Below are 25,277 nucleotides of genomic sequence, written 5' to 3' on the forward strand. Positions count from 1 at the left end.
ACCTTTGCAAATTCATTAGAAATCAAAACAATCCATTTCCTGATGGCTACAAAAAAAATCGAATCTGCCCTGATCTCAGTCTTTTACAAAGACAATCTTGAACCTATCATCGCCCTTTTGAAAAAGCACGGAGTAAAAATCTACTCTACTGGCGGTACTCAAAAATTCATCGAAGAGCAAGGAGCAGAAGTAATTCCAGTTGAGGAACTGACTTCGTATCCTTCCATTTTCGGAGGAAGAGTAAAAACTCTCCATCCCAAAATCTTTGGCGGTATCCTTCACAGAAGAGATCATGAAGGTGATGTAGCTCAGGCTGGTGAATACGATATTCCGGCTATCGACTTGGTGATTGTGGATTTGTATCCTTTTGAAGAAACAGTTGCTTCTGGGGCTTCCGAAGCTGATATCATTGAGAAAATTGACATTGGAGGGATTTCATTGATTCGTGCCGCTGCCAAAAACTTCAAAGACGTGACCATCATCGCTTCCAAAGATCAATACCAGGAACTGGAGCAGAAACTTGAAGCTCAAGATTGCGCTACTACGCTAGCTGACCGTCGTTATTTTGCAGCGCAGGCATTCCAAGTTTCTTCCAATTATGACACTCATATCTTCAACTATTTCAATCAGGAAGAAAGCATTCCTGCATTGAAGGTTTCAGAAAGCAAAGCAAAAGCACTTCGTTATGGGGAGAACCCACATCAAGCGGCTCATTTCTACGGAGATATTGACGGACTTTTTGACCAATTGAACGGGAAAGAACTTTCCTATAACAACCTAGTGGATGTGGATGCAGCAGTCAATCTGATTGCAGAATTCAAAGGAGAAACCGCTTTTGCCATCTTGAAGCATACCAATGCTTGCGGTGTTGCATTGGCTCCTACAGTTCAGGAAGCTTATAAAAAAGCTTTTGAAGCAGACACTACTTCAGCCTTCGGCGGAGTTTTGGTGACCAATCAGACCGTGGACAAGGCAGCTGCTGAAGAAATGCACAGCTTGTTTTTTGAAGTGTTGATCGCTCCGGATTTCACGGAGGAAGCATTGGAAGTACTCAAAGGAAAGAAAAACAGAATTTTGCTTCGTCAAAAAATTGATTTGCCAGGAACCAAGATGATCAAAACTCTTTTGAATGGAGTGATCGAGCAGGATAAAGATCTGGCTACAGAAACAAAAGCTGATTTCAAGACTGTAACCAAAGTAGCTCCTACTGAAAAGGAAAAAGACGCATTGGTTTTCGCTGCAAAAGTGTGTAAGCATACCAAATCAAATACCATCATCCTAAGCAATGACACCCAGCTATTCTCCTCTGGAGTAGGCCAAACTTCCCGCGTGGATGCTTTGCGTCAGGCAATCATCAAAGCTGGAGAATTTGGCTTCGACTTGAAAGGTGCGGTAATGGCATCTGACGCTTTCTTCCCATTCCCGGACTGTGTGGAGATCGCTCATGAAGCTGGAATCACAGCGGTAGTTCAGCCAGGCGGATCTATCAAGGATCAGGACAGCATAGATTACTGCGACGCTCACGGCATGGCGATGGTCATGACTGGTGTGAGACATTTCAAACATTAATTCTAGACTTTAGATTTTAGAATCAAGATCCAAGACCTTCGAGCATTCACGTTTCGAAGGTCTTTTTTTTATTTTCACTTTAAAAAAATTCAATTAGCTCAACCTATTTTGATTTTTCCCACCTCCTATGGATTTCCCTCAGCTTTTTAGCCAGAAATGCCGTATCATCGGGACTTGAATCAATTTATTAACCCAAATAGAATATGAAGAATCAGTTCTTCCTGGCCGCAGCTTTAGCGGCTACTATTTCCGTATCTCAGGCTCAAGATAAGCTCAAGAGTATGCCGAGATACGAGCAATATCAAACAATCGCCCCTCAGATCTATAGCTCGGTAAAATCCGGCGCGCTATCAGCTAAATGGAATGAAGAAAGTAGTTCTTTTGAATACACCCAAGAAGGTAAGCGCTATAGCTACGATGTCAAATCGAAAAAGGTCACTGAACTAGGACAAGCTCCTCAAGTACAACCAAGAAGACGTACAGGACCTGCAAGAGGTCGGCAGTACGATTCAGCCGAGTCTCCAGATGGCAAATTCAAAGCCTTCACCAAAGATCGCAACATGTACCTGAGCAAGCCTGACGGTTCGGGTGTGGTGGCAATCACTACAGATGGAAATGAGGAAAATCAAACCAAATACGGCATCGCTACTTGGGTATATGGAGAGGAACTTAGCCAAAACACCGCGATGTGGTGGTCCCCTGACAGCAAGAAGGTTGCTTTTTATCGGTTCGAAGAGAAAGACGTCAAAAAATACTATGTGCTTTTGGACCAATTGAGCCTGTATGACTCACTGGAGATCGAAGCTTACCCTAAAGTGGGCGAGCCCAACCTTCCTGTCGATCTAATGGTCTATGATTTGGAAACCAAAAAAGTAACCAAACTGGATATCCGTGACGGAAAACCATTTGAAGATGGAGAAATGGGAACCTATATCTACGATATCTCCTGGACTCCAGACAGCAAGGAACTGGTCTATCACAGCACCAACAGACTTCAGAATATTTTGGAGCTTCGTGCCGCTAATCCAGAAACCGGTAAAAGCAGAACCATCATCCATGAAGAATGGCTGGCGAGCTGGGTAGAGAATTCCCCCGAAATGCGAGTTTTGGATAATGGCCAAGAATTCATTTGGGCATCCGAAAGAAGTGGTTTCAATAATTACTACCTCTACAACTTTGACGGAACTTTGGTAAGTACTATCACTCAGCATCCTTTCGAAGTTTCCAATATTGTCAAGGTTGATGAGAAAAACGAGACTCTTTACTACATGGCCAGAAGTGGTGAAAACCACATGAAAATGCAGCTTCACAGAGTGAATTTCGATGGAAGCAAGGATACTCGATTGACTGATCCTGCTTACAATCACAGCGTCTCTATTTCTCCGAATGGCAAATATTTCGTAGATGTTGCTCAAACTCATGATGTGGCTCCTTTCACCAATTTGATCGATGCCAAAGGAAAAATAGTAGCTGAATTGGCTAAAAGCGACATGAGCCAATTCGAAGAATTGGGATTGAAAAAAGTGGAACATTTCACTTTCACCTCCAAAGATGGAGTCACCCAATTGGACGGTTTGATTCACTTCCCTTCTGATTTTGACCCATCCAAAAAATATCCGGTCATCCTCAGCAACTATGGAGGCCCAGCTACTAATGCCTTCCGTGAGACGTTCGTATATCCAGACGCACTGACTGAATATGGATTCTTGGTATTGAACATTGATGGAAGAAACGTACGAGGCCGTGGAAAAGAACTTTTGGATCAATTGTATGGCAACTTGGGTTTGGTGGAGATGGATGACTTCGCTGAAGGCGTTAAATCGCTTCATGATCGCCCATATTTTGATAAAGAGCGTGTGGGCGTTTATGGAACTTCTTATGGCGGTACTACTGCCGCCACTATGCTTTTGAGATTCCCTGAGCTATTCCATGCTGCTGTGGCCAACTCCTCCGTAACTGACTGGAGAAACTATGATAATATCTACACCGAGCGTTTCATGGGCACTTTGGAAAGTAACCTAGAAGGATACAACCGATTCAGCTTGATGAATATGGCAGACCAATTAGAAGGTGAATTATTGATTTTCTTCGGCACAGCTGACAACAACGTGCACCCATCCAATTCGCTTCAATTAATCAAAGCATTCCAAAATGCTGGCAAAAGTATCGAGGTTCAAATCGCTCCTGATGGTGGCCATACCGCTTTGAACAGAGACAGAATGATGGAATTCTTTATCAAGCATTTGGTAACGGATTATCAGAAAGTAGTGAGATAAATTTTAGTTGGATGTGGGATGTCCGATGAGGTTTTCCCATCCATATTTATAAAGAATAGAAAAGCCATAGTCCGAGAAATCGGGCTATGGCTTTTTTGTTTCCTCACCGAAACTGGATAATCATCCAACCTTCTACCATGATCAACAATTTTTGTAGGTAAACAAGACTAATTCCTCTCCTTATCGTAAATTGGATAAAACTCTTAGTGAAATGGAAGCCATAAGAATTAAAGCATTTCCAAAAAGTAAATCTCAAATTCAAGCCATTGCTGATTTCCTTAGCAAAGAAGGAATTGAATTTGAAATGGATAAAAATGAAGAAGTCTTAAACTTAACAAGCGATCAAATCAAGGCAATCGAATTTGGTCGCGAACAAATCAAAAAAGGTCAGACTAAGTCGCATGAACAGGTTGTTTCAGAAATGAGAGAATGGCTAAAAAGCAAATAGTCTGGTCCGAACTTGCTTCCCTTCAGTTAGAAAGCGTGCTCGACTATTTTACAAATCGCAATGGAAATGCGAATTACAGCTTAAAATTACTCGACGATGTTGATAAACTAGTCAATTCCATCGCTGAAAATGAACAACTAGGGCGGTTAACTTCTAATAATTTCACCAGGGTAGTTCCAAAGAAACAATACCTCATTTTTTATGAAATAAGTGATCGACAAATCGAGATCATCTCTTTTTGGGACAATCGCCAAAATCCGGATCGAAAAAAGGTGAAGTAATTCTAAAGAGGTAGTTGCTTTTATTTCCCCCGCTTAAACTGTTTGAGATTCGGTTAAAATCTCAATACCTCACCTCAAACTTCTCAAACCAACCAGTCTGGTCTTTTGACCCAGATTCTGCTTTCACTGAAACGCCTGCTTTCATTCCCCAAGACCACCAGGCGAGATTGTCTCCTTGAACTTTTTCTGGCAAACCAGTCCAACTTTCTCCATCCAGACTATAGGCAAAATCAAACTCTTTCCCTTCTTTCATCTGTGCACGCAAATGGATCTGATCTGACGGTTCCAACTTTAATTTAACCAGCTCTTCCCAGTTTCCTCCACTTTGTTTCCAAAGGATCAGCGAATCTCCCTTGACTCCCAAACCCAGATTATTGTCCCGAGTCGCATAAAAAGTCAGACTTTGCAGGGCATCTCCGTTCCGGCTGACGACTGTCTCAAAAGTTCCTGAAGCAACTGCGGGATTGATTCCCAAAAATGCCGGAAACACTCCTTCTCCCTCGACTTTCAATTCCAATTTCCCATCAGAAACTTCATAAGAGGCATTTCCCGTTCCTACATCAAATCTCCAGATTGCGTTCAACTCATCCCCTTCAAACTCATCCCTAAAATCCTCAATGAGCAACCCTCTGTCAGTTTCAGCTTTGAAATAAGGCCAACCGTTTCCTTGATTCCATTCTATCTGACTTAGCAAAACTGTCCTGCCGATATTTGGAAAACCTGAAGCTGGATAGGCATGATAGAGATAAAACCAATCGTCCGCCTTCTGAAGTGCAGTACCATGTCCGGGACATTTCCAGCTTTCATTTCCTACCAGAATCGGATTTCCTTCATATTTCTCCCAAGGCCCTTCCATCGTTTTTGCCCGAGCTACTCCCACTTGATAGTCACAATTCGCTCCACAACAAGCATTGCCGGAATACAACATATACAAGTACCCATCACGCTTGAGAATGGTCTGACCTTCGATTCCTCCTTTCTCCCAAGAATCAGCCTCGGCAGTGAGTACTTCAAAAGCATCACCTTCTAGGCTAAGCCCATCTTTACTCAATTTAGAGCCCAAAAGCTGAATCGGTTTATCTTCAGTCAAACCATAAGCTTTCCAAGTGATATAGAGCTCCTCCTCTTCCTGATAGACGAAAGCATCAATTGCTTCATTTCCCCACTCGATGATGACTCCATGATCCTCAAAGCCTTTGCTGATATCATCCGTGCTAGCGACGCCAATACAGGAAACCCCATCAACGCGCCGTGCTGTATAATAGCAATAAAACTTCCCATTCGAATAGAAAAGCTCAGGAGCCCAAAAGCTATTGACCGTCCAGTCTGGTTTTTCTCGAAACACATAGTCTACAAAGTCCCAATTTTTCAGATCCTTGGATTGGTAAATCGGATAAAAAGGCCCCCAATCATTGGATGAACCCGTGGCATAATACGTCCCATTGACCTCGATCATGCTGGGGTCCGGCAGCTCACCGGGGATCACCTGCCGAGTGACAAGAGAGGTAATCTCTTCTTCCTTTGGTTCGCAAGCAGCAAACAATAGAAGGAGTATTACAAAAGTTTTGGCAAGATCAGTCATGTGGAAGAATGGAATAAACGGTGGAAAAACTTCTAGAAAGTAAAGAATGAAAGATAGGCTTGTCTTTGGCAAAAGTGAAATCAATTCTGACAGTCGGCTGAGCTATTCTCTTTATTTCCCAATCAAATCACGTATTTTGCAAGCTGAATCAATTTTGGGTATTTCCCGTTCTTGATTCTTGATACATGAATCATGATTCCATCAATGAAGTCGCATCAGCTTAAACTATACAATACCCTTTCCCGGGAAAAAGAAAATTTTCAAGCCATCAACCCGCCCTTTGTAGGCATGTATGTCTGTGGACCAACGGTTTACGGAGATGCTCACTTGGGACATGCCAGACCGGCAGTTACTTTTGACACCGTCAATCGCTATCTCACCTATCTCGGATATCGTGTCCGCTATGTCAGAAACATCACAGATGTAGGTCACTTACAAGGAGATGCGGATGAAGGTGAGGATAAAATTGCCAAAAAAGCTAAACTGGAACAGCTGGAACCCATGGAGGTGGCACAGCAATACACCGACACCTATCATCGGGATATGGCTGCTTTGAACACTTGGAAACCTAGCATTGAGCCTCGGGCCACGGGACATATTCCTGAGCAGATTGCTTTGGTGGAAGTCATTCTCAAAGAAGGGCTCGCCTATGAAGTCAATGGTTCGGTCTATTTCGATGTTTTGAAGTATAATGAAAGCTATAAATACGGCAAACTTTCCGGACGGATCTTGGACGAACTGATGAGTGGAAGCCGAGATCTAGATGGTCAGGGAGAGAAAAGAAACGCAGTGGATTTTGCGCTTTGGAAAAATGCAGCTCCCGAACATCTCATGAAGTGGGAGTCTCCGTGGGGAGTCGGCTTTCCGGGATGGCACCTAGAGTGTACAGCCATGAGCTCCAAATATCTGGGCAACCAATTTGATATTCACGGGGGAGGAATGGACTTGATGTTTCCGCATCACGAATGTGAAATTGCTCAAGGCAACGCCTGCAATCATCAGGATCCTGCCCGCTACTGGATGCACAACAACATGATCACCATCAACGGCCAGAAGATGGGGAAATCCTTAGGCAATTTCATCACGCTTCAGGAGCTTTTCACCGGAAAACATGATCTCCTAGAGCAGGCATATAGCCCGATGACGATCCGTTATTTCATGCTTACGGCTCATTACAGATCGACTTTGGACTTCTCAAACGAAGCCTTGCAAGCCGCTCAAAAGGGATATAAAAAACTGATCAATGGTTTAAAAATCGCTCGTTCTTTAGAGTTTACTTCTGAGTCGGGAGTAGAATTGGATGAAAAACAAATCCAGCAGATCGAATCCAGCATCACCGCTGCTTTCAGAGCAATGGATGATGATTTCAATACCGCTCAGGCCATCGGTCATTTGTTCAATTTGTTGAAGAAAATCAACTCCATTTTCACAGGTCAGCTGAAATCTGCTGCATTGGGAGAAGAAGTTTTCACTAAGTTAAAAGACACATTCATCACTTTCGTGGTTGATATCTTGGGTCTTTTGGAAGAAAAAAGTGAAGTACAAGAGGCTATGTTGGAGCTTTTGCTCAAGCTCTACTCAGAAGCCAAAACCGCCAGAGACTATACCAAAGTGGATGAAATCCGTGCAGGATTGAAAGCTATGGGATTTGTGGTCAAAGACATGAAAGAAAAAATAGACTGGGCATATGAAGAATAGAATTTGGCTTTTGGCCCTTTTGGTTTTCGCTTGGGCTTGTTCGGCCGAGAAAACAAACGAAACTGTAACTCCTCAGGTAGAGCTCAAGCCCTACCCTACTTTCAATGCCGACTCAGCCTATGCTTTTGTAGAAAAGCAAGTCAATTTTGGACCTCGAGTGCCGGGAACTCCCGGACACACTGCCACCAAAGAATGGTTAATTTCCAAGCTGGAAAACTATAGCTGGAGTGTCCAGACTCAGGATTTTCAGGCAAAAACCTACGATGGTCTTACCTGGAACTTGACCAATATCATTGCTTCCTATAAGCCAGAGGCTACCAAAAGAATTTTATTGGCGGCACACTGGGATTCACGGAGAATAGCTGACAAAGATACCGAGCGAATAGACGAGCCGATTGACGGAGCCAATGATGGAGGATCTGGTGTAGGTGTATTGATGGAAATCGCCCGCGCCATTTCCTCTCAGGAATTGAAGCCGGATGTAGGAATTGATATCATCCTTTTTGATGGAGAAGATGATGGACAGCCGGAACATGCCACCTCAAGGGATGATTCCCAGATATGGTGGTGTTTGGGTTCTCAATATTGGTCCAAAAATAAGCATCAGGCAAATTACTCCGCCTACTATGGCATCCTAGTCGATTTGGTAGGAGCCAAAGGAGCCAGATTCTTCCGTGAAGGGTATTCCCGACAGTACGCTTCTGGCATTTTGAAAAAGGTGTGGGACAATGCAGCTCAAGCTGGACATTCTGCATTTTTCATTAACAGAGATGCTCCGGAGATCCTCGACGATCATGCTTTTGTCAATGAAATAGGGAAAATCCCCATGATCGATATCATTGAGTTTTCTCCTGACATGGGCTTTGGGCTCTATCATCACACCCATTTGGACAATATGGACCTGATTGATCGCCGATCCTTGCAAGCTGTCGGAGAAACTGTTTTATTTACAGTATATCAAGAATAGATCTATTCCCAAACCCATGGAGATCAAGGATATGAAATCTTCGGTTTGGGTCTAAAAGACCTACGAAACATGAAAAAAGGGCATCAGGTTACCATGAAAGAAATCGCCAAGAAACTGGGAGTTTCAGTTTCTACGATTTCACGTGCTTTGAAAGATTCACCCGAGCTCCATCCCGAGACCAAGAGAAAGATCGTGGAGATGGCCAAGGAGATGAACTACCAACCCAATCTTTTAGCCCAGAGTCTCAGGATCAGCCGTACCAAAACACTCGGTGTCATTGTCCCTGAGATCACTTCACACTTTTTCGCATCCTGCATCAGCGGCATACAGGATCATGCCAACCTACGCGGCTACAATGTCATGATCTGCCAATCCAATGAGTCCATCGAGCAGGAAATAGCCAACATCCGTACTTTGGTAGCCTCACAAGTGGATGCGCTGTTGATTTCACTAAGTCGGGAAACCAACCATTACGAGCACCTCTACGAGCTTTACAGTCGCGAGATTCCTTTCGTGTTATTTGATCGGGTACAGGAGGATATTCCAGTTTCCAAAGTGACCTTCAACGATGCAGGCGGAGCTTATCAAGTCACTCATCACTTATTGGAGATGGGCTGCAAAAACATTGTATACGTCTCAGGTCCTGAAGATCTCTACATTTCCAAGAAAAGAAAGGAAGGCTATCTCAAAGCCCTGAAAGAATACGGAATCGAGGAAAACCCAACCTTCATCCAGGTTTCTGACCTCACTACTGCCGGCAATATCCAAGTGGCCAAAGAAATTGCCGCCATGGATCCAAAGCCAGATGGAGTATTCTGCATGATTGATCCGGTGGCTGTAGATGTATTGACTTATTGGAAATCCATAGGACTGAAAGTCCCAGAGGATATTGCACTGGCAGGTTTTACAGACAATCCTACCGCTGCCGTGGTCGAACCACCTCTCACCACAGTCTCACAGCCAGGCTATGAGATGGGCAAATTGGCAGTGAGCCACTTGCTGGACCAGCTAGACGGACAGGCTTCGGACGATCCTATTTCTATCGTGTTGGAAACCACCTTAGTTCCCCGAAAGTCCTCAAATAAGCTTCTTTAAAAGCTTTCTGCTCTTCATACTGAAAAAAAATTATGGAAACTCAGTGGGAGTTTTTTCTATTGTTTCTTTTTGAAAAATTAAAAACATACCGCAAAATCCATGAAAAACTGTTAATTAGTGCAGTTATTTCCAGTATCACCTTTTAGTAGCTAAATAACCTTGTATGAATAACCCAAAAAACCTATCCAACCTGATCCTTCTGGTATTGGTTGCTTTTCTAGGCTTCTCTGCCTGTAGCAACAAGCGAGAAGGAAATCCCAAAGTTCTAGTATTCAGTAAAACCGCAGGATTTGTCCATGAGTCCATTCCTGATGGTATTGCAGCCATCGAAAAGCTGGGCTCCGAAAATGGCTTTGAAGTAAGCCAAACTCAAGATGCCTCGGATATCAATGAAGAAAATCTAGCTCAATATGCGGCAGTCATATGGCTAAGCACTACCGGAGATGTCCTGGATCAATATCAGGAAGCTGACTTCGAAAGATACATTCAATCTGGTGGCGGCTATGTAGGCATCCATGCCGCAGCCGATACAGAATACGAATGGGGTTGGTATGGTGAGTTGGTCGGTGGATACTTCATCGATCATCCGGGTATCAATGACCCACACCCCAATGTTCAACCCGGCAAAGTCAATAAAACCGGCAATTCTCATCCTTCTGTAGATTTCCTTCCAGATCCATGGGAGCGGACAGACGAGTGGTATAGCTATAAAAATATCAATCCCAACACCACAAAACTCTTGACCTTGGACGAATCCTCCTATCAAGGCGGATTTGACATGGGAGAGCACCCCATCTCTTGGTATCATGACTTTGATGGCGGTCGCGCTTATTATATCGGAGGAGGACATACCAAAGAGTCTTTTACCGAAGAAAACTACCTCAAGCATCTCCTTGCTGGTATCCAATATGCTATCGGTGAAAATGAAGTTTTAGATTACACTGCCGCAAAAAGCAAGAGAGTACCTGAAGAAAACCGTTTTACAAAAACAAATCTAGCCGTAGGAGAATTCACAGAGCCTACCGAGATGACTGTTTTGCCTAATTTGGACATTTTGGTTGCCCAAAGAAGAGGAGAAATCCTTTATTACAACAATGCAACCCAAGAGATGACAGAAGCTGCCAAATTGGATGTGTATTGGCAAAGTGGAGTGACAGGAGTTAATGCTGAAGAAGGTTTGATGGGAATCCAAAAGGACCCCAATTACGCACAAAACAATTTTGTGTTTGTCTACTACTCTCCAAGTGGAGATGAAGAGATCAACCGCCTTTCCAGATTTGTATTCAAAGACGGAGTGTGGGATATGAGCTCTGAAGTAGTCATCATCGATATTCCGTCAGATCGCTACATCTGCTGCCATACAGGTGGATCTATTGCATTTGATGCGCGAGGAAATCTTTTCCTATCCTTGGGAGACAATTCCACACCTTTCAACCAAACTGAAGCTGACTACGTCCTCAGCGGTTATGCTCCACTAGACGGCACATCCGGAAGAAAACAATGGGATGCGAGACGAAGCTCAGGCAACTCCAATGATTTGAGAGGTAAAATCATCCGAATCAAGGTAAACGAGGACGGATCGTATTCTATTCCAGCAGGAAACCTTTATCCAGAAGGAACCGAAGGAACCAAGCCGGAGATCTTTGCACAAGGACTTAGAAATCCTTACAGAATCTCCGTCGATCAGAAAACCGGCTACCTCTATTGGGGTGAAGTCGGACCAGATGCTGCCAATGACTCCATGGATATCAAAGGCCCTAAAGGATACGATGAAGTTAATCAAGCGAAAAAAGCTGGACATTTTGGCTGGCCTTATGTGATTGGAAACAATTATCCTTACCGAGAATTCAACTATGAAACGGGTAAAATTGGAGCTCCATTTGACCCAGCTGGTCCTGTCAACAACTCTCCTCACAACACCGGGTTGAAGCAACTCCCTCCTGTTCAGCCAGCATTTATCTGGTATCCATATGGAGCTTCGCCAGAATTCCCTTCCGTCGGTACAGGTGGTCGGAATGCCATGGCCGGTCCGGTGTATTATTCAGATATGTATCCTGAAGAGACCAGATTCCCTGATTACTTTGACGGCAAGCTTTTTATCTATGAATGGATTCGAGGCTGGATCAAAGTAGTGACGATGGATGAAAATGGAGACTTTTCCAAGATGGAGCCATTTATGCCCAATACGAGATTTAATTCACTCATCGACATGGAAATGGGTCCAGACGGTAAAATTTACCTGTTGGAATATGGCATGGGCTGGTTTACAAAAAATGCAGACGCCGCTCTGTCCCGAATCGACTACAATGGTGGAAACCGAGCTCCTGTCGTCACTGAAATTCATGCAGACAAAACTTCGGGAAAAGCTCCTCTGACAGTGACTTTCAGCGCTGAAGCCAGCGACCCTGAGGGTGATCCTATCACCTATGTTTGGGATCTTGGCAATGGTAAAACAGAAACTACGGACAGTCCTAGCCTGACGACAAACTTAGATGCTGTGGGTGACTATGAAATCTCCGTGACTGGTACCGATCCAGCTGGACTTTCGGGTAGCAGCATCAAGCTTCCAGTCTATGTAGGAAATGTAGCTCCTGAAGTGAGCATTCAGATTGACGGGAATCAGTCCTTCTTTTTCCCTGGTAAAAAAGTAGCATATCAAGTAATCGTCTCTGATACAGACCATCCAGAGGCAGCAACTGATACTGAAAACCTCTACATCGCGGCGGACTACATCGAAGGCCTGGATCAGGCTGAAGCTGATATGGGACACAAAATCATGAGTGAAGCCATGACCGGCAAAGCATTGACTCAGTCGCTCACCTGTAAGACCTGTCACAAAGAAGATGAAGCCTCCATCGGCCCGTCATTTACCCAAGTGGCTCAAAAATACAGAGCAAATGATGCAGACTACCTCAAAAATAAGATCAAAAATGGTGGCGGAGGTGTCTGGGGTGAAACAGTCATGCCAGCCAACCCAGACTTGAAAGAGGCAGATCTTAATGCTTTGGTGGCCTATGTGCTTTCGCTCAAAGGTGACCAAAAACCTAGCCTCCCAGTCAAAGGAAGCCTTGATCCTACCATGGGTAAAACGCCAAGCCCGACCGGAGCACTCATCATCAATGCTAGCTATACCGATGCCGGTGGTGAAAATATCAAGCCGCTTTCAGGAAGCAGTGCATTGATTTTAAGAGGAAATAGTCTCGGCATGAGTGTGGCAGAAAATCTGGAAGGATTCACCGCTATGGCTTTTGACGGAATGGACCTTCTCATGGTACCAAGTACTCCTGGTCACTTCTCCTTCCCTGCTGTAGACATGACAGGAATAGGATCTGTAACCTTAATGGTAGCCTCCACCGACCCGCTGTCAGTCCCTGTTGAGTTTGAAATCAGAGCAGGAAGTCCTACTGGCAAGGTTCTCGGTACGGGAACATTCGTTCAGCAAAACAAAGAAAAAGCTCCTGGAGCTCCGATCATCAATGACTTTGCGACCATTCCGATTACAGCTGAGTCCGATGGAGAGAAACAGCCTCTATACATCCTGAGCAAGCCAGGCGGAGAACTGGGGACATTTATTCTCCTCAACGCAACTTTCAATGCGAAATAATCAAAAACTATCTTCTAAATTTAAAGCCGGATTAGATCAAATCCGGCTTTTTTATTGCCATGAATTCTCCGCTTCTTAGACTATCTGCCAGCAATTCTGACCTGGAAGGAATCCTCAAACTGCAGCAAGCCAACTTGCTCGAAAACCTCGATAAGACAAGCATCGAAAAAGAAGGCTTTGTCCGAGTCAAGCACTCACTGGAAGATCTACAAACACTTCAAAAAGAAGAAGGTCATGTCATTGCCGTCGCAGAGAACAAGGTAGCAGCCTATATCCTAGCCATGACAAAAGAATCTCGTGACAAAATCCCTATGTTGCTTCCCATGTTTGAGCAGTTTGACTCATTGGTCTACCAAGGGAAGGCCATAGCCACCTATGACTACATGGCGGTGGGACAAGTCTGTGTAGGGAAGGAATTTCGTGGCTTGGGACTATTCAAACAAGCTTACGATGCCTATCGCCATTTTTTCAAGGACAAGTATAAATTTGCTATCACCGAAATCTCCCTTAACAATACACGTTCCCTAAGAGCTCACGAAAAGATCGGCTTCAAAACCATACATACTTTCAAAGACCAATACGAAGAATGGGCGATTGTACTATGGGACTGGAAAATCTAATTTTACCAGATCCATTCTTATTTTATTTTTATTCTTCTATTTCATACCTTTTAGAATCAAATTCTGAATATAAACCCTAGCCCATTATGAGACACTTCCTCCAGGTCTCTGTGTTTTCGTTCATTCTTATTCTCGTATGTAGCCTTGGCATGGCCCAAGACAAAGACAGTCTTCAGGTCACAAAACCTTTGGATTCTATTCCAGTGATCTTTTTTGAAGATACGCTGCATTTTATTTCTCACAATATTGGACCTTTTAGCCCTCAGGAGCGTGCAGAAAGGATGGGAAGCAAACTAAACCAACTGGTAGAAGAAGGGACCTTTGATACGACCCTACTATCTATATTGGAAGAGGAACTGGTCGTGGAACTACTGCACGGAGAGCAATTTATCGGCAGTGTCAGCCAGAAAGATGCCGACAACTATGGGCTTCCCATGGTCGAGCTAGCCACTATGCAGCTTCAGCATATTAAGGATACTTTCAAAGCGAATCATCCTGAGCACAATCTGACCACCCAACTCATTCGTGTAGGTATTTTGGTCGGTATCCTGATCGGACTGATCATTCTGATCCGACTCGTCAATATGGGTTTTGATAAGTTGATCAAAGTCGTTTTCAATAAGTTCAAGCATCTTTTCAAAGGAATCCGAATCAAAAATTTTGAGGTCATCTCAGTCATCAGACAGGAACGCCTCTTTTTGCTTTTTTTCAGAGGACTGAAAGTGGTTGTCATTGCTTTTTTGCTTTACCTCTCTCTTCCGCTGATCTTCAGCGTATTCCCTACTACCAAAGCTTTGGGAAGCAAGCTCCTTAGCTACATCATCGACCCGCTAAAGGCAATCGTTTCTTCATTTTTGGGGTATATTCCAGAGCTCTTTATGATTTTGGTGATCAGTGTGATCACCTTTTATATCGTCAAGTTTGTCAACTTTATTTCTGAAGAAGTCGAGCATGACAGGCTGAGAATTCCGGGATTTTACCCGGATTGGGCGAGACCAACTTTTAACCTTGCAAAGGTCATCATCATCGCCTTTTCATTCATTGTCATTTTCCCATACTTGCCCGGATCAGACTCTCCCGCTTTTCAGGGCGTCAGTGTCTTTTTGGGCTTGTTGATTTCCCTAGGCTCTTCTTCTGCCATCAGCAATATCATAGCAGGACTTGTGATCATCTACATGAGAGCATTCAAGCTAGGAGATCGGGTGAAAATCGGAGATACCACCGGTGATGTAGTAGAGAAAACCATGCTAGTCACCAAGCTCAAAACTATCAAAAACGAAGAGGTCACCATTCCCAATTCTGCTATTTTGAATGGCAAAACAATCAATTATAGTAGTGTTGGAGAACCCGGACTGATCCTCCATACCACGATCACGATCGGCTATGATGTGCCCTGGCGGCAAGTGCATGAGCTTCTGATCAATGCCGTAAAAAAAACAGAGCTTCTCAAAACTGAGCCAGCTCCATTTGTATTGCAGACGAGTTTGGATGATTTCTATGTCAGTTACCAAATCAATGCTTACACGGAAGACCCTCAAAAAGCTGCCAAAATCCACTCTGACCTCCATGCGAACATCCAAGATGGATTTAATGAATCCGGTGTAGAGATCATGTCTCCGCACTATAGAGCTACCAGAAAGGGAGATGGGCTCGCCATGCCACCCCAATATATTCCCGAGCCTGAGACTAGTGTGCAAGGTGAAAACAAACTTGATAATTCTGGGGAATAATTCCTGAAGGATTAGTAGTTTCCGAGATTCAAAAAAATCCAAATTATGAAACAACTCAAAACTCTCATGGGGGCTTTAGCCCTGACACTTTTCACATCTTTGGCGGCATTCGCTCAGCTACAATCACCAGCTCTAAGTCCAGCAGCATCGGTCTCCCAAGTAGTAGGCTTTACCAAAATCAATATCGACTACTCCTCTCCTGCTGTCAAAGGCAGAACGATTTTCGGAGAAATTGAAAAATTTGGCGTGAGCTGGAGAGCTGGAGCCAATGCTCAAACTGTCATCGAATTTAGCACTGGAGTCAGCGTTGGCGGCAAAAATCTTCGAGCAGGAAAGTATTCCATCTTCATGACTCCTTCGCAAAACGGAGACTGGACCGTACATCTCAATAACAAAGCAGCATCTGTATTCACCTACATGAAAGATGGCAAAATCGACGAGGAAGCTTTGGCCAAAGATGATGCTGTATCTTTTCCAGCAAAAACCTCCAAAGGAGGGATGACCGAAAGACTGACTTATACCATCTCCGCAGGAGACAATAAAACCGCAACGGTGACTATGGCTTGGGAAAACTACAGTGTGTCATTCCCGATCGACACCCAAGTGGATCAAAAACTGGAACAATTTAAAAGTCAGTTTTAATCCAAGTATTTGAAAATCAATCCATACCCTTTAAATTTATAGGGTATGGAACTTTTTAATCAAAAACTAGAAAAACTTTTAGGAATCGGAATAGATGATTATCCCAGAACGGCCTATTCCCTAATCGAGACTCGGCTAGATCCGCCCTCCCGGCATCCGAATTATTACTCTCACAGGTACCTTGAGCAGCCAATTTTTGGTCTTTTCGACAAAATCGAAGTGATGACCCAAGACAATCTTACCAATCGTCACATGCGCTTAATATCTCAGGATTTTGATGCTACCTACATGAATCAACTCGTCCTACTGGTCAATTCCCTAACGGATATCTATGGAGCTGATGAAAAAAGAAACCTTTGGTTTAGAGAGGATGAAGAGGAAGCGGTACTGAATTTCACTTGGCAAGGCAGGGACTGGGGCTTTCCATTTGATGAGGACATTTGGGCTGTAGTTTTATTTATCGAAAATCAAATGCTTAGCCTTTCCATCCATGAAGTGGGTTGGAACTTGGATTTTTAATATTCCAAAACTCATTCCCGCATATCATATTTTTATTTGATTTCTAGGTGGAATTGAAGAAATTCCTTCTCAACCTTCCGCCCATTATGACCACCATCAATCCCACCCAGCGATTAGTTTCTCTGGACGCATATAGAGGAATCACCATGTTTTTGTTAGTCGCAGAAGCCGCCTTAGTATATGATTCGCTGCTGGAGCTTTTTCCAGAAGGAAATCTCCTCCACACATTTTTCGTCCAGCTTACCCATCACCCTTGGAATGGATTGAGATTTTGGGATCTGATCCAGCCCTTCTTTATGTTTATCGTCGGGGTAGCCATGCCATTTTCTTTAAATAAAAGATTGGCCTTGGCAGAGAATCGTAGTAATGTAACGAAGCATATTTTGAAGCGTTGCTTGATCCTTTTCCTCTTCGGAACAGGCCTTCATTGCATCTATTCCGGCAAATTGGTCTTTGAGCTTTGGAATGTTTTGACGCAATTATCCTTTACGATATTGGTCACCTATTTCCTGATTGACAAAGGCTGGAAAGCCCAATTGGGAGCTTCTTTGGGACTTTTAGCCTTGACTGAAGTCATGTATAGGTTTTATAACCCTGAGGTACCATACGAGCATGGAAGCAATTTTGGAAACTACACAGACATGATCTTGATGGGTCAAATCAATGACGGAGGCTGGGTCGCGATCAATTGCATTCCTACAGCCGCTCACACCATCTGGGGAGCTATTTGCGGGAATCTTTTGCTTTCCAAAAAACCTGATTCCGATAAAATCAAATTGATTGCGCTAGCAGGTCTGGTGGGTTTGTTGATTGGCTTTGGACTAGATCTGACAGGTATCACTCCTATTGTCAAAAGAATCAGCACCACAGCATTCGTTTTTGCCTCAGGTGGCTGGGCACTGTTGGTCTTGTCACTTTCCTTCTACTGGATTGATGTCAAAAACCATAAAAAAGGAATCTTTCCTTTCCTGATCGTAGGGATGAATTCGATTTTCATCTATCTCTTTGCTGAAATTCTGGGTAGATGGCTCAATAGAACTGTAGGGATTTTCACGACAGGGTTTTTCTCCTGGACTGGACTGAATGAGCACCTTTTGGCGGTAATCACAGCATTTGCAACCTTAGCTGCACTCTGGGGGCTTTGTTATTTTCTATTTAGAAAAGGCATATTCTTTCGGATATAAAAAATGCAGCCTAATTATGGCTGCATTTACCTGATGGCTAGATGACTATTATGGCACCAAGTTTCCTTCTACCGAATCATCCATTGGTTTTCCTGACACGGCGCTAATCAAAACTTTAATGCCTGCGATCGCATTGCCATGTTTATTGTCCCAATAATAGCCTGATTCGGGTACAAATTGGATCACGGAAATAGTTGGATCATCGACTCCCTCGGGAAACCAAGCTTTGATAGTCGGATCCCAAAGTTCTTTTATCTTTTCTTTATCTTGACTCACTACTGCGTGCCCATTGAGTTCCAAAAAATTAGCATAAGATGATCCTTGGAAATACAAAGTCACTTTGGAATCTTGAGCCAGTTCCATGTTTTTCACGCTATCCTTGGCGCTTAGAAACCAAACATGTCCTGCCTGATCAGTCTTCTGGACTGCCATTGGTCTAGATTTGTGTGAATGATTCAGCGTCGTGCGTGTCACAAAAAAACAGGAGCCCGCCTTATCAATGAGTTGTCTGATTTTTTCGACTGCTTCAAGCCCACTTAGATCTTGGATATGGTCATTTTCATGCGAAGTTTTCATGGTATTGTGGTTTAGTTTTTATGTTAATGGACTCTTACTGTTACTTATCAGAGTCTTTCAAATCCGAGCTGCGGATTTTTCCCAGATCGTCATAGGTGATTTTATTATCCTCCCCTATTTTCTGAGAAAAGGTAATCTCGTAATACGTTTTTCCATTGTCCGTAAATTTCCGGACATCTTCAATCTTATCTACAGAAGTAGCCGTATCACTTTGTAATACGATCACCAATGGCTCTGGTAGACCAAGCGACTCCGAAATTTCATGGTAGGCAAGCGATTCAGCTTCCTCTAGATTTTGAAGATTGACAGCATCTTGTACTGATTCGCGATTCTCAGCGACATGTTCTTTGAGACTCTCTGAGTAGGTGTCCGACTCCTTGTTTTCACAAGAAAAGAACAGAGCTCCTACCATTGCTGGATAGATGATAAAGTGCGATTTCATGGTTGTGATAGTTTAGTGAGTGTGTAAGCTTGCCTCCACTATATTTGATGGCGGAAAGGCAGATAAATTGAGATTGAAATAGAGTTCCAGACTTAGTTTTTCTCGTCACTTAGGCTGTAATGATTGTTTTCTTCATCTTCAGAGCCTACCGCTTCCTGCGCATCATCCAATTCTTCCCCTGGCACATCCAATCCTTTACCTGAAAAGTCAACTTGTCGTTTTCTTTTCCGAAGGGCCTCATCTGCTCCTCCATCATGGCTGAGGTTGGCATCTTTCGATCCCAATGCCTGAAGGTCCTCTTGGGTGACTTTAGCTTCCTCCACCAGTTTGTCAGTGGACTTGATTGACTTAGATTCTTCTTTATTTGAATTTTTCATGATTATCTCAAATTGATTCTATACTATAAAATCAATAGAGATGCCATAGGCCAAAAAACACCCTAAAACGCTCAGAGAGCACCTTTTTAATAAATCTCACTTCCTGTTTCGGGTCTATTACTCCGTTTTTTGTAGAGAATCATACACAAAACAGGCATATCAAAAAGCTAATTGTACTTCATTTATCCACTCGGATCTCCTTCCCAACTACTCAAAAGGGGAAATAAAACACTAAAATCAAGAGGAAAAACAGCAACAAAGGACCTAAAGCATATAAGAAATATAGTCTCAAATATTTCTTCCTCAAGGGCTCCTCTAATCTAACTAAGGGCTCATTTGGAGGTACCAAAAATGAATAGATCCTACGATGAATCAGGTATGTGATTGCGATCAATATTCCAGAAAGTAGCAGAACCCATTTTGCCTCTTCACCTTCGGAGTGAAATTCATGGCGAAAGCCAAATTGGGTAGCAATCAAGATGGTAATTAAGGGACCATAGAAGAAAGGAAAAAACACTAAGGTATATAGACCAAATTTATACCCTGATCGTGCATTTGATTCACCAAATTTCAGCATCTCCTGCGTAAAGAAGAAATCTCGAAAAGTCAGGTAGTGCTTCTGCAAAAATTGATACATCTCTTTGCTTTTTAAGTTTGGTACCTCACCAAAGGATACACATGATGCGATTTTGGACTATCTCGTATATGCAAAAAAATCCAGATCAATCGACCTGGATTTTTTCATTATCATAACAAACCTTATACTTTTTCTATCCAGTCTACTCCGGTGTCTTTCCAGGCTCTTTCATTTGCCGAATTGATCACCGCTTCACATACTTTTTGTGTTTCAAATGCATCCCTGAAAGTCGGATGACAAGGCTCTCCACTTTGAAGACTATAAAAGAAATCTGCCACCTGATGAATGAAAGAATGCTCATATCCAATCGAGGTACCTGGAATCCACCATCTATCCATGTATGGATGATCTCCGTCGGTGACGTGAATCGACCTCCAGCCTCTTACTGTGCCTTCGTCATCATGATCAAAATACTCCAAACGTGTCAGATCATGCAGATCCCAACGAATGGAGGCATGCTCACCATTGATCTCGAAAGTATAGAGCGCCTTGTGCCCTCGCGCGTAGCGAGTAGCTTCAAAAAGTCCGAGCGAACCATTATCAAAATGACATTGGAAGGTACAGGCATCATCGATCCCCACCTTTTGTTTTTCTCCTGTTCCTTGATGTACTCTTTCTTTGATAAATGTCTCAGTCATCGCAGAGACATCTTTGATGCCCCCATTGATCCACATCGCCGTATCGATGCAGTGTGCCAAAAGATCTCCTGTCACACCCGATCCAGCCGCTGCCACGTCCAATCTCCATAGTGCATCTCCTCCTTGAGGAAGGTCAGGACTGATCGTCCAGTCTTGCAGGAAGTTGGCTCGATAATGAAAAATCTTACCCAGCTTGCCCGAAGCCACGATCTTTTTAGCCAATGTCACAGCAGGTATTCTTCTGTAATTGTACCAAACTGTATTTTTCACACCTGCTTCTTCCACTGCTTTGAGCATGCCTTCAGCCTCTTCTACGGTTCGAGCCAATGGCTTCTCACACAAAATCATCTTGCCGGCTTTGGCTGCAGCTATAGCGATCTCGGCATGCTTATCATTGGGAGTACAGATATCAACTGCATCGATATCATCTCTCTCGATGATTTTATGCCAGTCAGTCTCATAGGATGCATAGTCCCATTGCTCAGCAAATGCCTTGGCTTTTTCTTCTCTTCTGGAGCAACAAGCCTGTAGTACCGGTACATATTCATATTCTGGGAAAAAGTCGGCTAAACGCTTGTAACCATTGGTATGGATACGGCCCATCAGTCCTGTTCCGATAAGACCTATTCTGATTTTCTTTTTATTCATAATTGTAAAATTTCAAAGATTAAGAGTTGTAAAGTGGAAAGGTTTCAAGGTTTTCAAAGCCTAGTTAAGTGTACTCAACCTTCACCTTTTCCACCTCTCATGCTTCATATTTCGTACTTCATATTTCAATAGCCGTGCGCATCACGCACAGAAATCATCGCCGCGAGGATATCATTCCAAGTTTGCTGATTTTCCATGACCGCATTAGGGAACATACATCCATCCCAACAGATATGCTGAAAAGCTTTTGTCAGATTTCCATTTTCATCCCTTAGCCAATAGCCAGCATCATGGGCAATATCCAGCAATCCATTGGGATCCGTAGCTTGACAGTGTCTTCCTGTCTTATCATGCGAGCCAGATCCAAAAACCGACCCATCATTCTGAGCTACATGAAAGTCTATCGTCCAAGGACGAAGCGCATCCGTGACGGTCTTCAAAGCCGCTTTGATTGATTCTCGGTCTTTCTCTGACTCTTTAGCCAAAATCCTATGCTCGGGCGCATTGTAGCCCATGGTGTAAAGGAAAGTATGGGACATATCAGCTTGGAAACCTACATTCTTGCGATCGACCATTTCCAGCAACTCCACCATGTGCTTCCAGCTGTGCATCGCTCCCCAGCAGATCTCTCCTTCAGCAGCTAGTTTTTCTCCAAAATCTGCTGCTACATCAGCTGCTTCTTGGAATGTCTGTGCGATCAACTTGGTATTTGCAACAGGGTCTTTGGCCCAATCTGACACTCCAGCAGCAGAATCGATCCTGACCACTCCATAATTTCTCACTCCCAGTTCCTTCAGCTTTTGACCAAATGCGCAAGACTGACGAACCATCTCTACAAATGTCTTCCGCTGATCGGCCGTTCCCATGGCATTTCCTGCCCAAATCGGAGCCACTAATGACCCTACGCTCAGATTGTGCTTAGCTACTTTATCCGCCAATTTCTTAGGTTCATCAGGATTATTGAGATCAAAGTGAGGCTCAAGTAGGCCTACATCTATCCCGTCAAATTTGACTCCATTGACTTCTGCTGCTGCAGTCATCTCCAATAGAGAATCAAAAGGAATGACAGGCTCAGAATCAGGCCCCTTTCCGACCAGTCCTGGCCAAGTGGCATTGTGTAGTTTAGGGAAGTTATTCATGGTAATGGTTATTAGGTTTTATGTTGTTAGAAAGTCCACCGACCACAGACGACCGACCACGGAATTTGACTCCTGTGGTCTGTGGTCCGTTGACTGTGGGCTTATTTTATTTTCAAATCTGGATTTCGAGGCCCAAAGTGCTTTAGCATCACAATAGGATCGGTCTTGGATAGATTGGTGATCTTCACACCAGCCTTGGCGGCATCTTCAGACACGAAGTATTCATCATGAGTCAATTGACCAAAGCGGATCAAAGCTGGAGTTTCGATATCCCAAACCCCCAACTTGCCATATCCCTGCATCATGATAAAACCATAAGCAGCAGCATCTGTGATAGTCACAGTTTGGCCAGGAAGCACGGTGAGTTCCTTGGCGGAATAGTCATGAGAACGATAGCAAATCCAATTTTCATGATAGCCTGCAGCATGCATTTCGTCGACATCGGCCACTGGTCTAGGCTCCATGTAGTGATTATCCATCAAGTTTGGATTGACATTGAGATCCCAGTCAATCATCTCGACCAATAATTCATATTCTCCCCATCTATCCTTAGGTGTAGCATTCCACAGCAATTCTTCCGGAATAATCGCCTCATTGACCAAGGACTGGTACATCGCAAAAATATCAGACGCCTTCTGAGGCTCATAAGTACACAGAGAACCCGGCGCATGAAGCATCCCAGGAGGCACATCCCAACCAGTACCCGGTTGCAATCGGAAAGCTTGAGAATAATTCGTGATTTTATTATCGCCTTTGTTGAAGTTTTTCAGACAATCTAAGATGGTTTCCTTGCTTGTGCCAGGAGCGATCCCAAAGAAGGTATATGGGAAATCGCCTCCATGATTATTGACTTGAGGCGGAAAATAATAAGCCTCAGGCTTTCCGTTCTGATTGGTGAGTTTGCCAAACTCATCACTTGGGTGAATGTGATGAGGCAAAGGCCCCATATTATCAAAAAACTTGGAGTACATGGGCCAAGACTTGTATTGATCCCACAGCCTGGAGCCGATAATCGCAGCACCCAATTCGTCAATGGCATCTTTCAATAGAAACAACTCTGTCTTGCCACCGTCTTCAAATGCGATATGGGAAAGACCTTCATTTTTGGAGGTCAAAGGGCCATTTTCGGCAGGAGTTGTAGAGGCAAACCATCGCTCGTCTATTCCTCCTCTAGCACCACCCAAAGCATAATAATCATCCGGGTGTAGTTTGATCCTTCTCCCTGGCACACAAAAAGATCGGGGAACCCAAGTCGGTGTCAATCTTAAAATTCCTTCGCCCTGCTCTAGGGCCTTTTTCGCTAAACTCATCGGTTATTATAATTAGGTTATTGAGTTATTTATTGAAAATTGAAAAACTCTCAATTCTTACTTCATCATTCTAAATTTTAAATTCTTTCACTTGATCTCCTGTCAGCACTTCTAGCTTCAGGTTATAGGTTCTAGTTTCGCCCGGTTCCAAAAGGATCAGAGTCCCATTTTCTCTGGCATTTTTCTGGCCGATCGGTGGATGTGTTGCTGGTTCAAGAGCCGTGACATACTCATTTTTCCCCCAATGCTGCCAGTTGATCAGCCAGGGTAATTGCTTTTTGGAAAATGAAATTCTGAGAGCCAAGCCCAATTGATCATTGGCATAGCCGCAGACTACCCTACTGTCGGAATCTATCTCTGGATCGATGAATGCCACATCTTCACCAAATCCTGCATGCTCTTCCATAGGAGCAGCACAGCGGGTAAATTCATACTGGCGATTGAATTCGGTATTGTTGGCATCAGTAGCCTTAGGCTTCTTCTCCCCTCTCCAGATGATCCGAGTCCCCTCATCGATCAGTGGCCATCCACAATTGATATGATATAGTAGCATATGGGGAGCTGCTTGATTACCTCTGTTGCTAACCTCGTCTTGAATGTGAATTTCAGGACTACCGATCCGACCAGAAATCTTTCTCAGCATCTCCAGATGAGGACCAAAAGTGGAAGACTCCTTCACCTTGGCCACGATCTCAAAACTCATATCTCCTGAGAAAATATCCGGTTGTTTGATGGATACTACTTCGGCTGGGGTATTTGAATATTTCCCATGTAATCCTCTAGCGCCAGTTTCATCTTCATTAGGCGGCCCTGCATTGGACAGTCCACAAGTAGTCAAAAGCCCTCCAGCAAATGTTCTCAGCCATTCAATTCCCTTGTCAGAAAATGGCTGGGGAGCGGAGACTCCATTGTGAGAGATCCAAGCCAAGCTATGTTCATTGTGAAAAGCATCGACAATATCCATCCCCCTGTCCAAAACTAATTTGTACCTCAAGCCTGTCCCTGTATTGATCCAGGCAATTCGACTACCTCGACCTAGCCCGTTATCTAAAATGGACGTTTCTATGCCTCCCAATTGCTGAGAGTTGGACAATTTGCATTTCCAATTGGATACTTCGCCGAGGTTCATTTTGGGTATTCTAGTATATCTTAAACCTATAAAAATGCCACCCAGAGACTATCCTGCCCTATCGGGGCAAGTCTGATGATGGATTTTAAAAGTTAAAAAATGAACGGAATAAAATTCTGCCGTTGATCAAAAACTAAGAGATTTAAGCAAAAAAAAGGGTCTGATT

21 protein-coding genes are annotated in these 25,277 nt (G+C 43.6%); 13 read left to right on the forward strand and 8 right to left on the reverse strand.

Annotated elements, in window-relative coordinates:
• Positions 1–42 precede the first annotated feature (42 nt).
• The 4 genes from purH to G460_RS0108275 all read left to right on the forward strand — a co-directional run bounded on the left by purH (position 43) and on the right by G460_RS0108275 (position 4,574).
• A complete protein-coding gene (gene purH / locus G460_RS0108260) occupies positions 43–1,569 on the forward strand; it encodes a bifunctional phosphoribosylaminoimidazolecarboxamide formyltransferase/IMP cyclohydrolase (protein ID WP_026954906.1) in 1,527 nt (508 codons plus the stop codon).
• 203 nt (positions 1,570–1,772) lie between these two features.
• Positions 1,773–3,845: a S9 family peptidase gene (locus tag G460_RS0108265; RefSeq protein ID WP_026954907.1), complete on the forward strand. Its 2,073-nt coding sequence runs from the start codon at positions 1,773–1,775 to the stop codon at positions 3,843–3,845.
• 211 nt (positions 3,846–4,056) lie between these two features.
• A complete protein-coding gene (locus G460_RS0108270) occupies positions 4,057–4,293 on the forward strand; it encodes a hypothetical protein (RefSeq protein ID WP_035464124.1) in 237 nt (78 codons plus the stop codon).
• On the forward strand, positions 4,275–4,574 hold the full coding sequence (locus tag G460_RS0108275; RefSeq protein ID WP_026954909.1) for a type II toxin-antitoxin system RelE/ParE family toxin: 300 nt from the start codon (positions 4,275–4,277) through the stop codon (positions 4,572–4,574). Before G460_RS0108270 ends, G460_RS0108275 begins: the two co-directional genes overlap by 19 nt.
• Positions 4,575–4,635: 61 nt before the next feature.
• On the opposite strand, the gene G460_RS0108280 is transcribed toward G460_RS0108275, so the two are convergent.
• On the reverse strand, positions 4,636–6,156 hold the full coding sequence (locus G460_RS0108280; protein ID WP_035464126.1) for a family 43 glycosylhydrolase: 1,521 nt from the start codon (positions 6,154–6,156) through the stop codon (positions 4,636–4,638).
• 204 nt (positions 6,157–6,360) lie between these two features.
• Between G460_RS0108280 and cysS the strand changes: the two genes are divergently transcribed.
• From cysS to G460_RS0108325, 9 genes are all read left to right on the forward strand, one after another.
• The gene (gene cysS / locus G460_RS0108285; RefSeq protein WP_026954911.1) at positions 6,361–7,854 is read left to right on the forward strand and encodes a cysteine--tRNA ligase; all 1,494 of its coding nucleotides are present in this window, start codon (positions 6,361–6,363) and stop codon (positions 7,852–7,854) included.
• Positions 7,844–8,821: a M28 family peptidase gene (locus G460_RS0108290; RefSeq protein WP_026954912.1), complete on the forward strand. Its 978-nt coding sequence runs from the start codon at positions 7,844–7,846 to the stop codon at positions 8,819–8,821. The genes cysS and G460_RS0108290 overlap by 11 nt, the downstream gene beginning before the upstream one ends.
• Positions 8,822–8,890: 69 nt before the next feature.
• Positions 8,891–9,916, forward strand: coding sequence for a LacI family DNA-binding transcriptional regulator (locus G460_RS0108295; RefSeq protein WP_026954913.1), 1,026 nt, complete (start codon positions 8,891–8,893; stop codon positions 9,914–9,916).
• A 163-nt stretch (positions 9,917–10,079) separates the two neighbouring features.
• On the forward strand, positions 10,080–13,520 hold the full coding sequence (locus G460_RS0108300; RefSeq protein ID WP_026954914.1) for a ThuA domain-containing protein: 3,441 nt from the start codon (positions 10,080–10,082) through the stop codon (positions 13,518–13,520).
• A 59-nt stretch (positions 13,521–13,579) separates the two neighbouring features.
• Positions 13,580–14,140, forward strand: coding sequence for a GNAT family N-acetyltransferase (locus tag G460_RS0108305; RefSeq protein WP_026954915.1), 561 nt, complete (start codon positions 13,580–13,582; stop codon positions 14,138–14,140).
• Between the two features lie 86 nt (positions 14,141–14,226).
• Entirely contained in the window at positions 14,227–15,870 is a 1,644-nt protein-coding gene (locus tag G460_RS21660) for a mechanosensitive ion channel family protein (protein WP_084421212.1), read from the forward strand.
• Positions 15,871–15,915: 45 nt separating this feature from the next.
• Positions 15,916–16,512, forward strand: a complete 597-nt coding sequence (locus G460_RS0108315) for a DUF2911 domain-containing protein (protein ID WP_026954916.1) — start codon at positions 15,916–15,918, stop codon at positions 16,510–16,512.
• A 45-nt stretch (positions 16,513–16,557) separates the two neighbouring features.
• Positions 16,558–17,031 (forward strand): hypothetical protein, encoded by a 474-nt coding sequence (locus tag G460_RS0108320; protein WP_026954917.1) that lies wholly within the window; start codon positions 16,558–16,560, stop codon positions 17,029–17,031.
• Between the two features lie 86 nt (positions 17,032–17,117).
• Positions 17,118–18,215 carry an acyltransferase family protein gene (locus G460_RS0108325; RefSeq protein ID WP_026954918.1) on the forward strand — a complete coding sequence of 366 codons (1,098 nt, stop codon included), beginning with the start codon at positions 17,118–17,120 and terminating at the stop codon, positions 18,213–18,215.
• 48 nt (positions 18,216–18,263) lie between these two features.
• On the opposite strand, the gene G460_RS0108330 is transcribed toward G460_RS0108325, so the two are convergent.
• The 7 genes from G460_RS0108330 to G460_RS0108365 form a co-directional block, all read right to left on the reverse strand.
• Complete coding sequence (locus tag G460_RS0108330) at positions 18,264–18,791, reverse strand: pyridoxamine 5'-phosphate oxidase family protein (RefSeq protein WP_026954919.1); 528 nt, start codon at positions 18,789–18,791, stop codon at positions 18,264–18,266.
• 40 nt (positions 18,792–18,831) lie between these two features.
• Positions 18,832–19,233 carry a hypothetical protein gene (locus G460_RS0108335; protein WP_157366892.1) on the reverse strand — a complete coding sequence of 134 codons (402 nt, stop codon included), beginning with the start codon at positions 19,231–19,233 and terminating at the stop codon, positions 18,832–18,834.
• Positions 19,234–19,325: 92 nt separating this feature from the next.
• The gene (locus G460_RS0108340) at positions 19,326–19,610 is read right to left on the reverse strand and encodes a hypothetical protein (RefSeq protein WP_051315977.1); all 285 of its coding nucleotides are present in this window, start codon (positions 19,608–19,610) and stop codon (positions 19,326–19,328) included.
• 759 nt (positions 19,611–20,369) lie between these two features.
• On the reverse strand, positions 20,370–21,536 hold the full coding sequence (locus G460_RS0108350; protein WP_026954923.1) for a Gfo/Idh/MocA family protein: 1,167 nt from the start codon (positions 21,534–21,536) through the stop codon (positions 20,370–20,372).
• Positions 21,537–21,658: 122 nt separating this feature from the next.
• Complete coding sequence (locus tag G460_RS0108355; protein ID WP_026954924.1) at positions 21,659–22,672, reverse strand: sugar phosphate isomerase/epimerase family protein; 1,014 nt, start codon at positions 22,670–22,672, stop codon at positions 21,659–21,661.
• A 101-nt stretch (positions 22,673–22,773) separates the two neighbouring features.
• Positions 22,774–23,982, reverse strand: a complete 1,209-nt coding sequence (locus G460_RS0108360) for a cupin domain-containing protein (protein ID WP_026954925.1) — start codon at positions 23,980–23,982, stop codon at positions 22,774–22,776.
• 70 nt (positions 23,983–24,052) lie between these two features.
• A complete protein-coding gene (locus tag G460_RS0108365) occupies positions 24,053–25,111 on the reverse strand; it encodes an aldose 1-epimerase family protein (protein ID WP_026954926.1) in 1,059 nt (352 codons plus the stop codon).
• Positions 25,112–25,277: the final 166 nt, after the last annotated feature.

This window comes from Algoriphagus vanfongensis DSM 17529 (genome assembly GCF_000429465.1).
Lineage (GTDB): Bacteria > Bacteroidota > Bacteroidia > Cytophagales > Cyclobacteriaceae > Algoriphagus > Algoriphagus vanfongensis.

What these genes read in the sequence shown, in the direction of transcription:
- purH (WP_026954906.1), top strand. Translation starts at nt 43, where the DNA reads ATGGCTACAAAAAAAATCGAATCTGCCCTGATCTCAGTCTTTTACAAA.
- G460_RS0108265 (WP_026954907.1), top strand. Translation starts at nt 1,773, where the DNA reads ATGAAGAATCAGTTCTTCCTGGCCGCAGCTTTAGCGGCTACTATTTCC.
- G460_RS0108270 (WP_035464124.1), top strand. Translation starts at nt 4,057, where the DNA reads ATGGAAGCCATAAGAATTAAAGCATTTCCAAAAAGTAAATCTCAAATT.
- G460_RS0108275 (WP_026954909.1), top strand. Translation starts at nt 4,275, where the DNA reads ATGGCTAAAAAGCAAATAGTCTGGTCCGAACTTGCTTCCCTTCAGTTA.
- G460_RS0108280 (WP_035464126.1), bottom strand. Translation starts at nt 6,156, where the DNA reads ATGACTGATCTTGCCAAAACTTTTGTAATACTCCTTCTATTGTTTGCT.
- cysS (WP_026954911.1), top strand. Translation starts at nt 6,361, where the DNA reads ATGAAGTCGCATCAGCTTAAACTATACAATACCCTTTCCCGGGAAAAA.
- G460_RS0108290 (WP_026954912.1), top strand. Translation starts at nt 7,844, where the DNA reads ATGAAGAATAGAATTTGGCTTTTGGCCCTTTTGGTTTTCGCTTGGGCT.
- G460_RS0108295 (WP_026954913.1), top strand. Translation starts at nt 8,891, where the DNA reads ATGAAAAAAGGGCATCAGGTTACCATGAAAGAAATCGCCAAGAAACTG.
- G460_RS0108300 (WP_026954914.1), top strand. Translation starts at nt 10,080, where the DNA reads ATGAATAACCCAAAAAACCTATCCAACCTGATCCTTCTGGTATTGGTT.
- G460_RS0108305 (WP_026954915.1), top strand. Translation starts at nt 13,580, where the DNA reads ATGAATTCTCCGCTTCTTAGACTATCTGCCAGCAATTCTGACCTGGAA.
- G460_RS21660 (WP_084421212.1), top strand. Translation starts at nt 14,227, where the DNA reads ATGAGACACTTCCTCCAGGTCTCTGTGTTTTCGTTCATTCTTATTCTC.
- G460_RS0108315 (WP_026954916.1), top strand. Translation starts at nt 15,916, where the DNA reads ATGAAACAACTCAAAACTCTCATGGGGGCTTTAGCCCTGACACTTTTC.
- G460_RS0108320 (WP_026954917.1), top strand. Translation starts at nt 16,558, where the DNA reads ATGGAACTTTTTAATCAAAAACTAGAAAAACTTTTAGGAATCGGAATA.
- G460_RS0108325 (WP_026954918.1), top strand. Translation starts at nt 17,118, where the DNA reads ATGACCACCATCAATCCCACCCAGCGATTAGTTTCTCTGGACGCATAT.
- G460_RS0108330 (WP_026954919.1), bottom strand. Translation starts at nt 18,791, where the DNA reads ATGAAAACTTCGCATGAAAATGACCATATCCAAGATCTAAGTGGGCTT.
- G460_RS0108335 (WP_157366892.1), bottom strand. Translation starts at nt 19,233, where the DNA reads ATGAAATCGCACTTTATCATCTATCCAGCAATGGTAGGAGCTCTGTTC.
- G460_RS0108340 (WP_051315977.1), bottom strand. Translation starts at nt 19,610, where the DNA reads ATGAAAAATTCAAATAAAGAAGAATCTAAGTCAATCAAGTCCACTGAC.
- G460_RS0108355 (WP_026954924.1), bottom strand. Translation starts at nt 22,672, where the DNA reads ATGAATAACTTCCCTAAACTACACAATGCCACTTGGCCAGGACTGGTC.
- G460_RS0108360 (WP_026954925.1), bottom strand. Translation starts at nt 23,982, where the DNA reads ATGAGTTTAGCGAAAAAGGCCCTAGAGCAGGGCGAAGGAATTTTAAGA.
- G460_RS0108365 (WP_026954926.1), bottom strand. Translation starts at nt 25,111, where the DNA reads ATGAACCTCGGCGAAGTATCCAATTGGAAATGCAAATTGTCCAACTCT.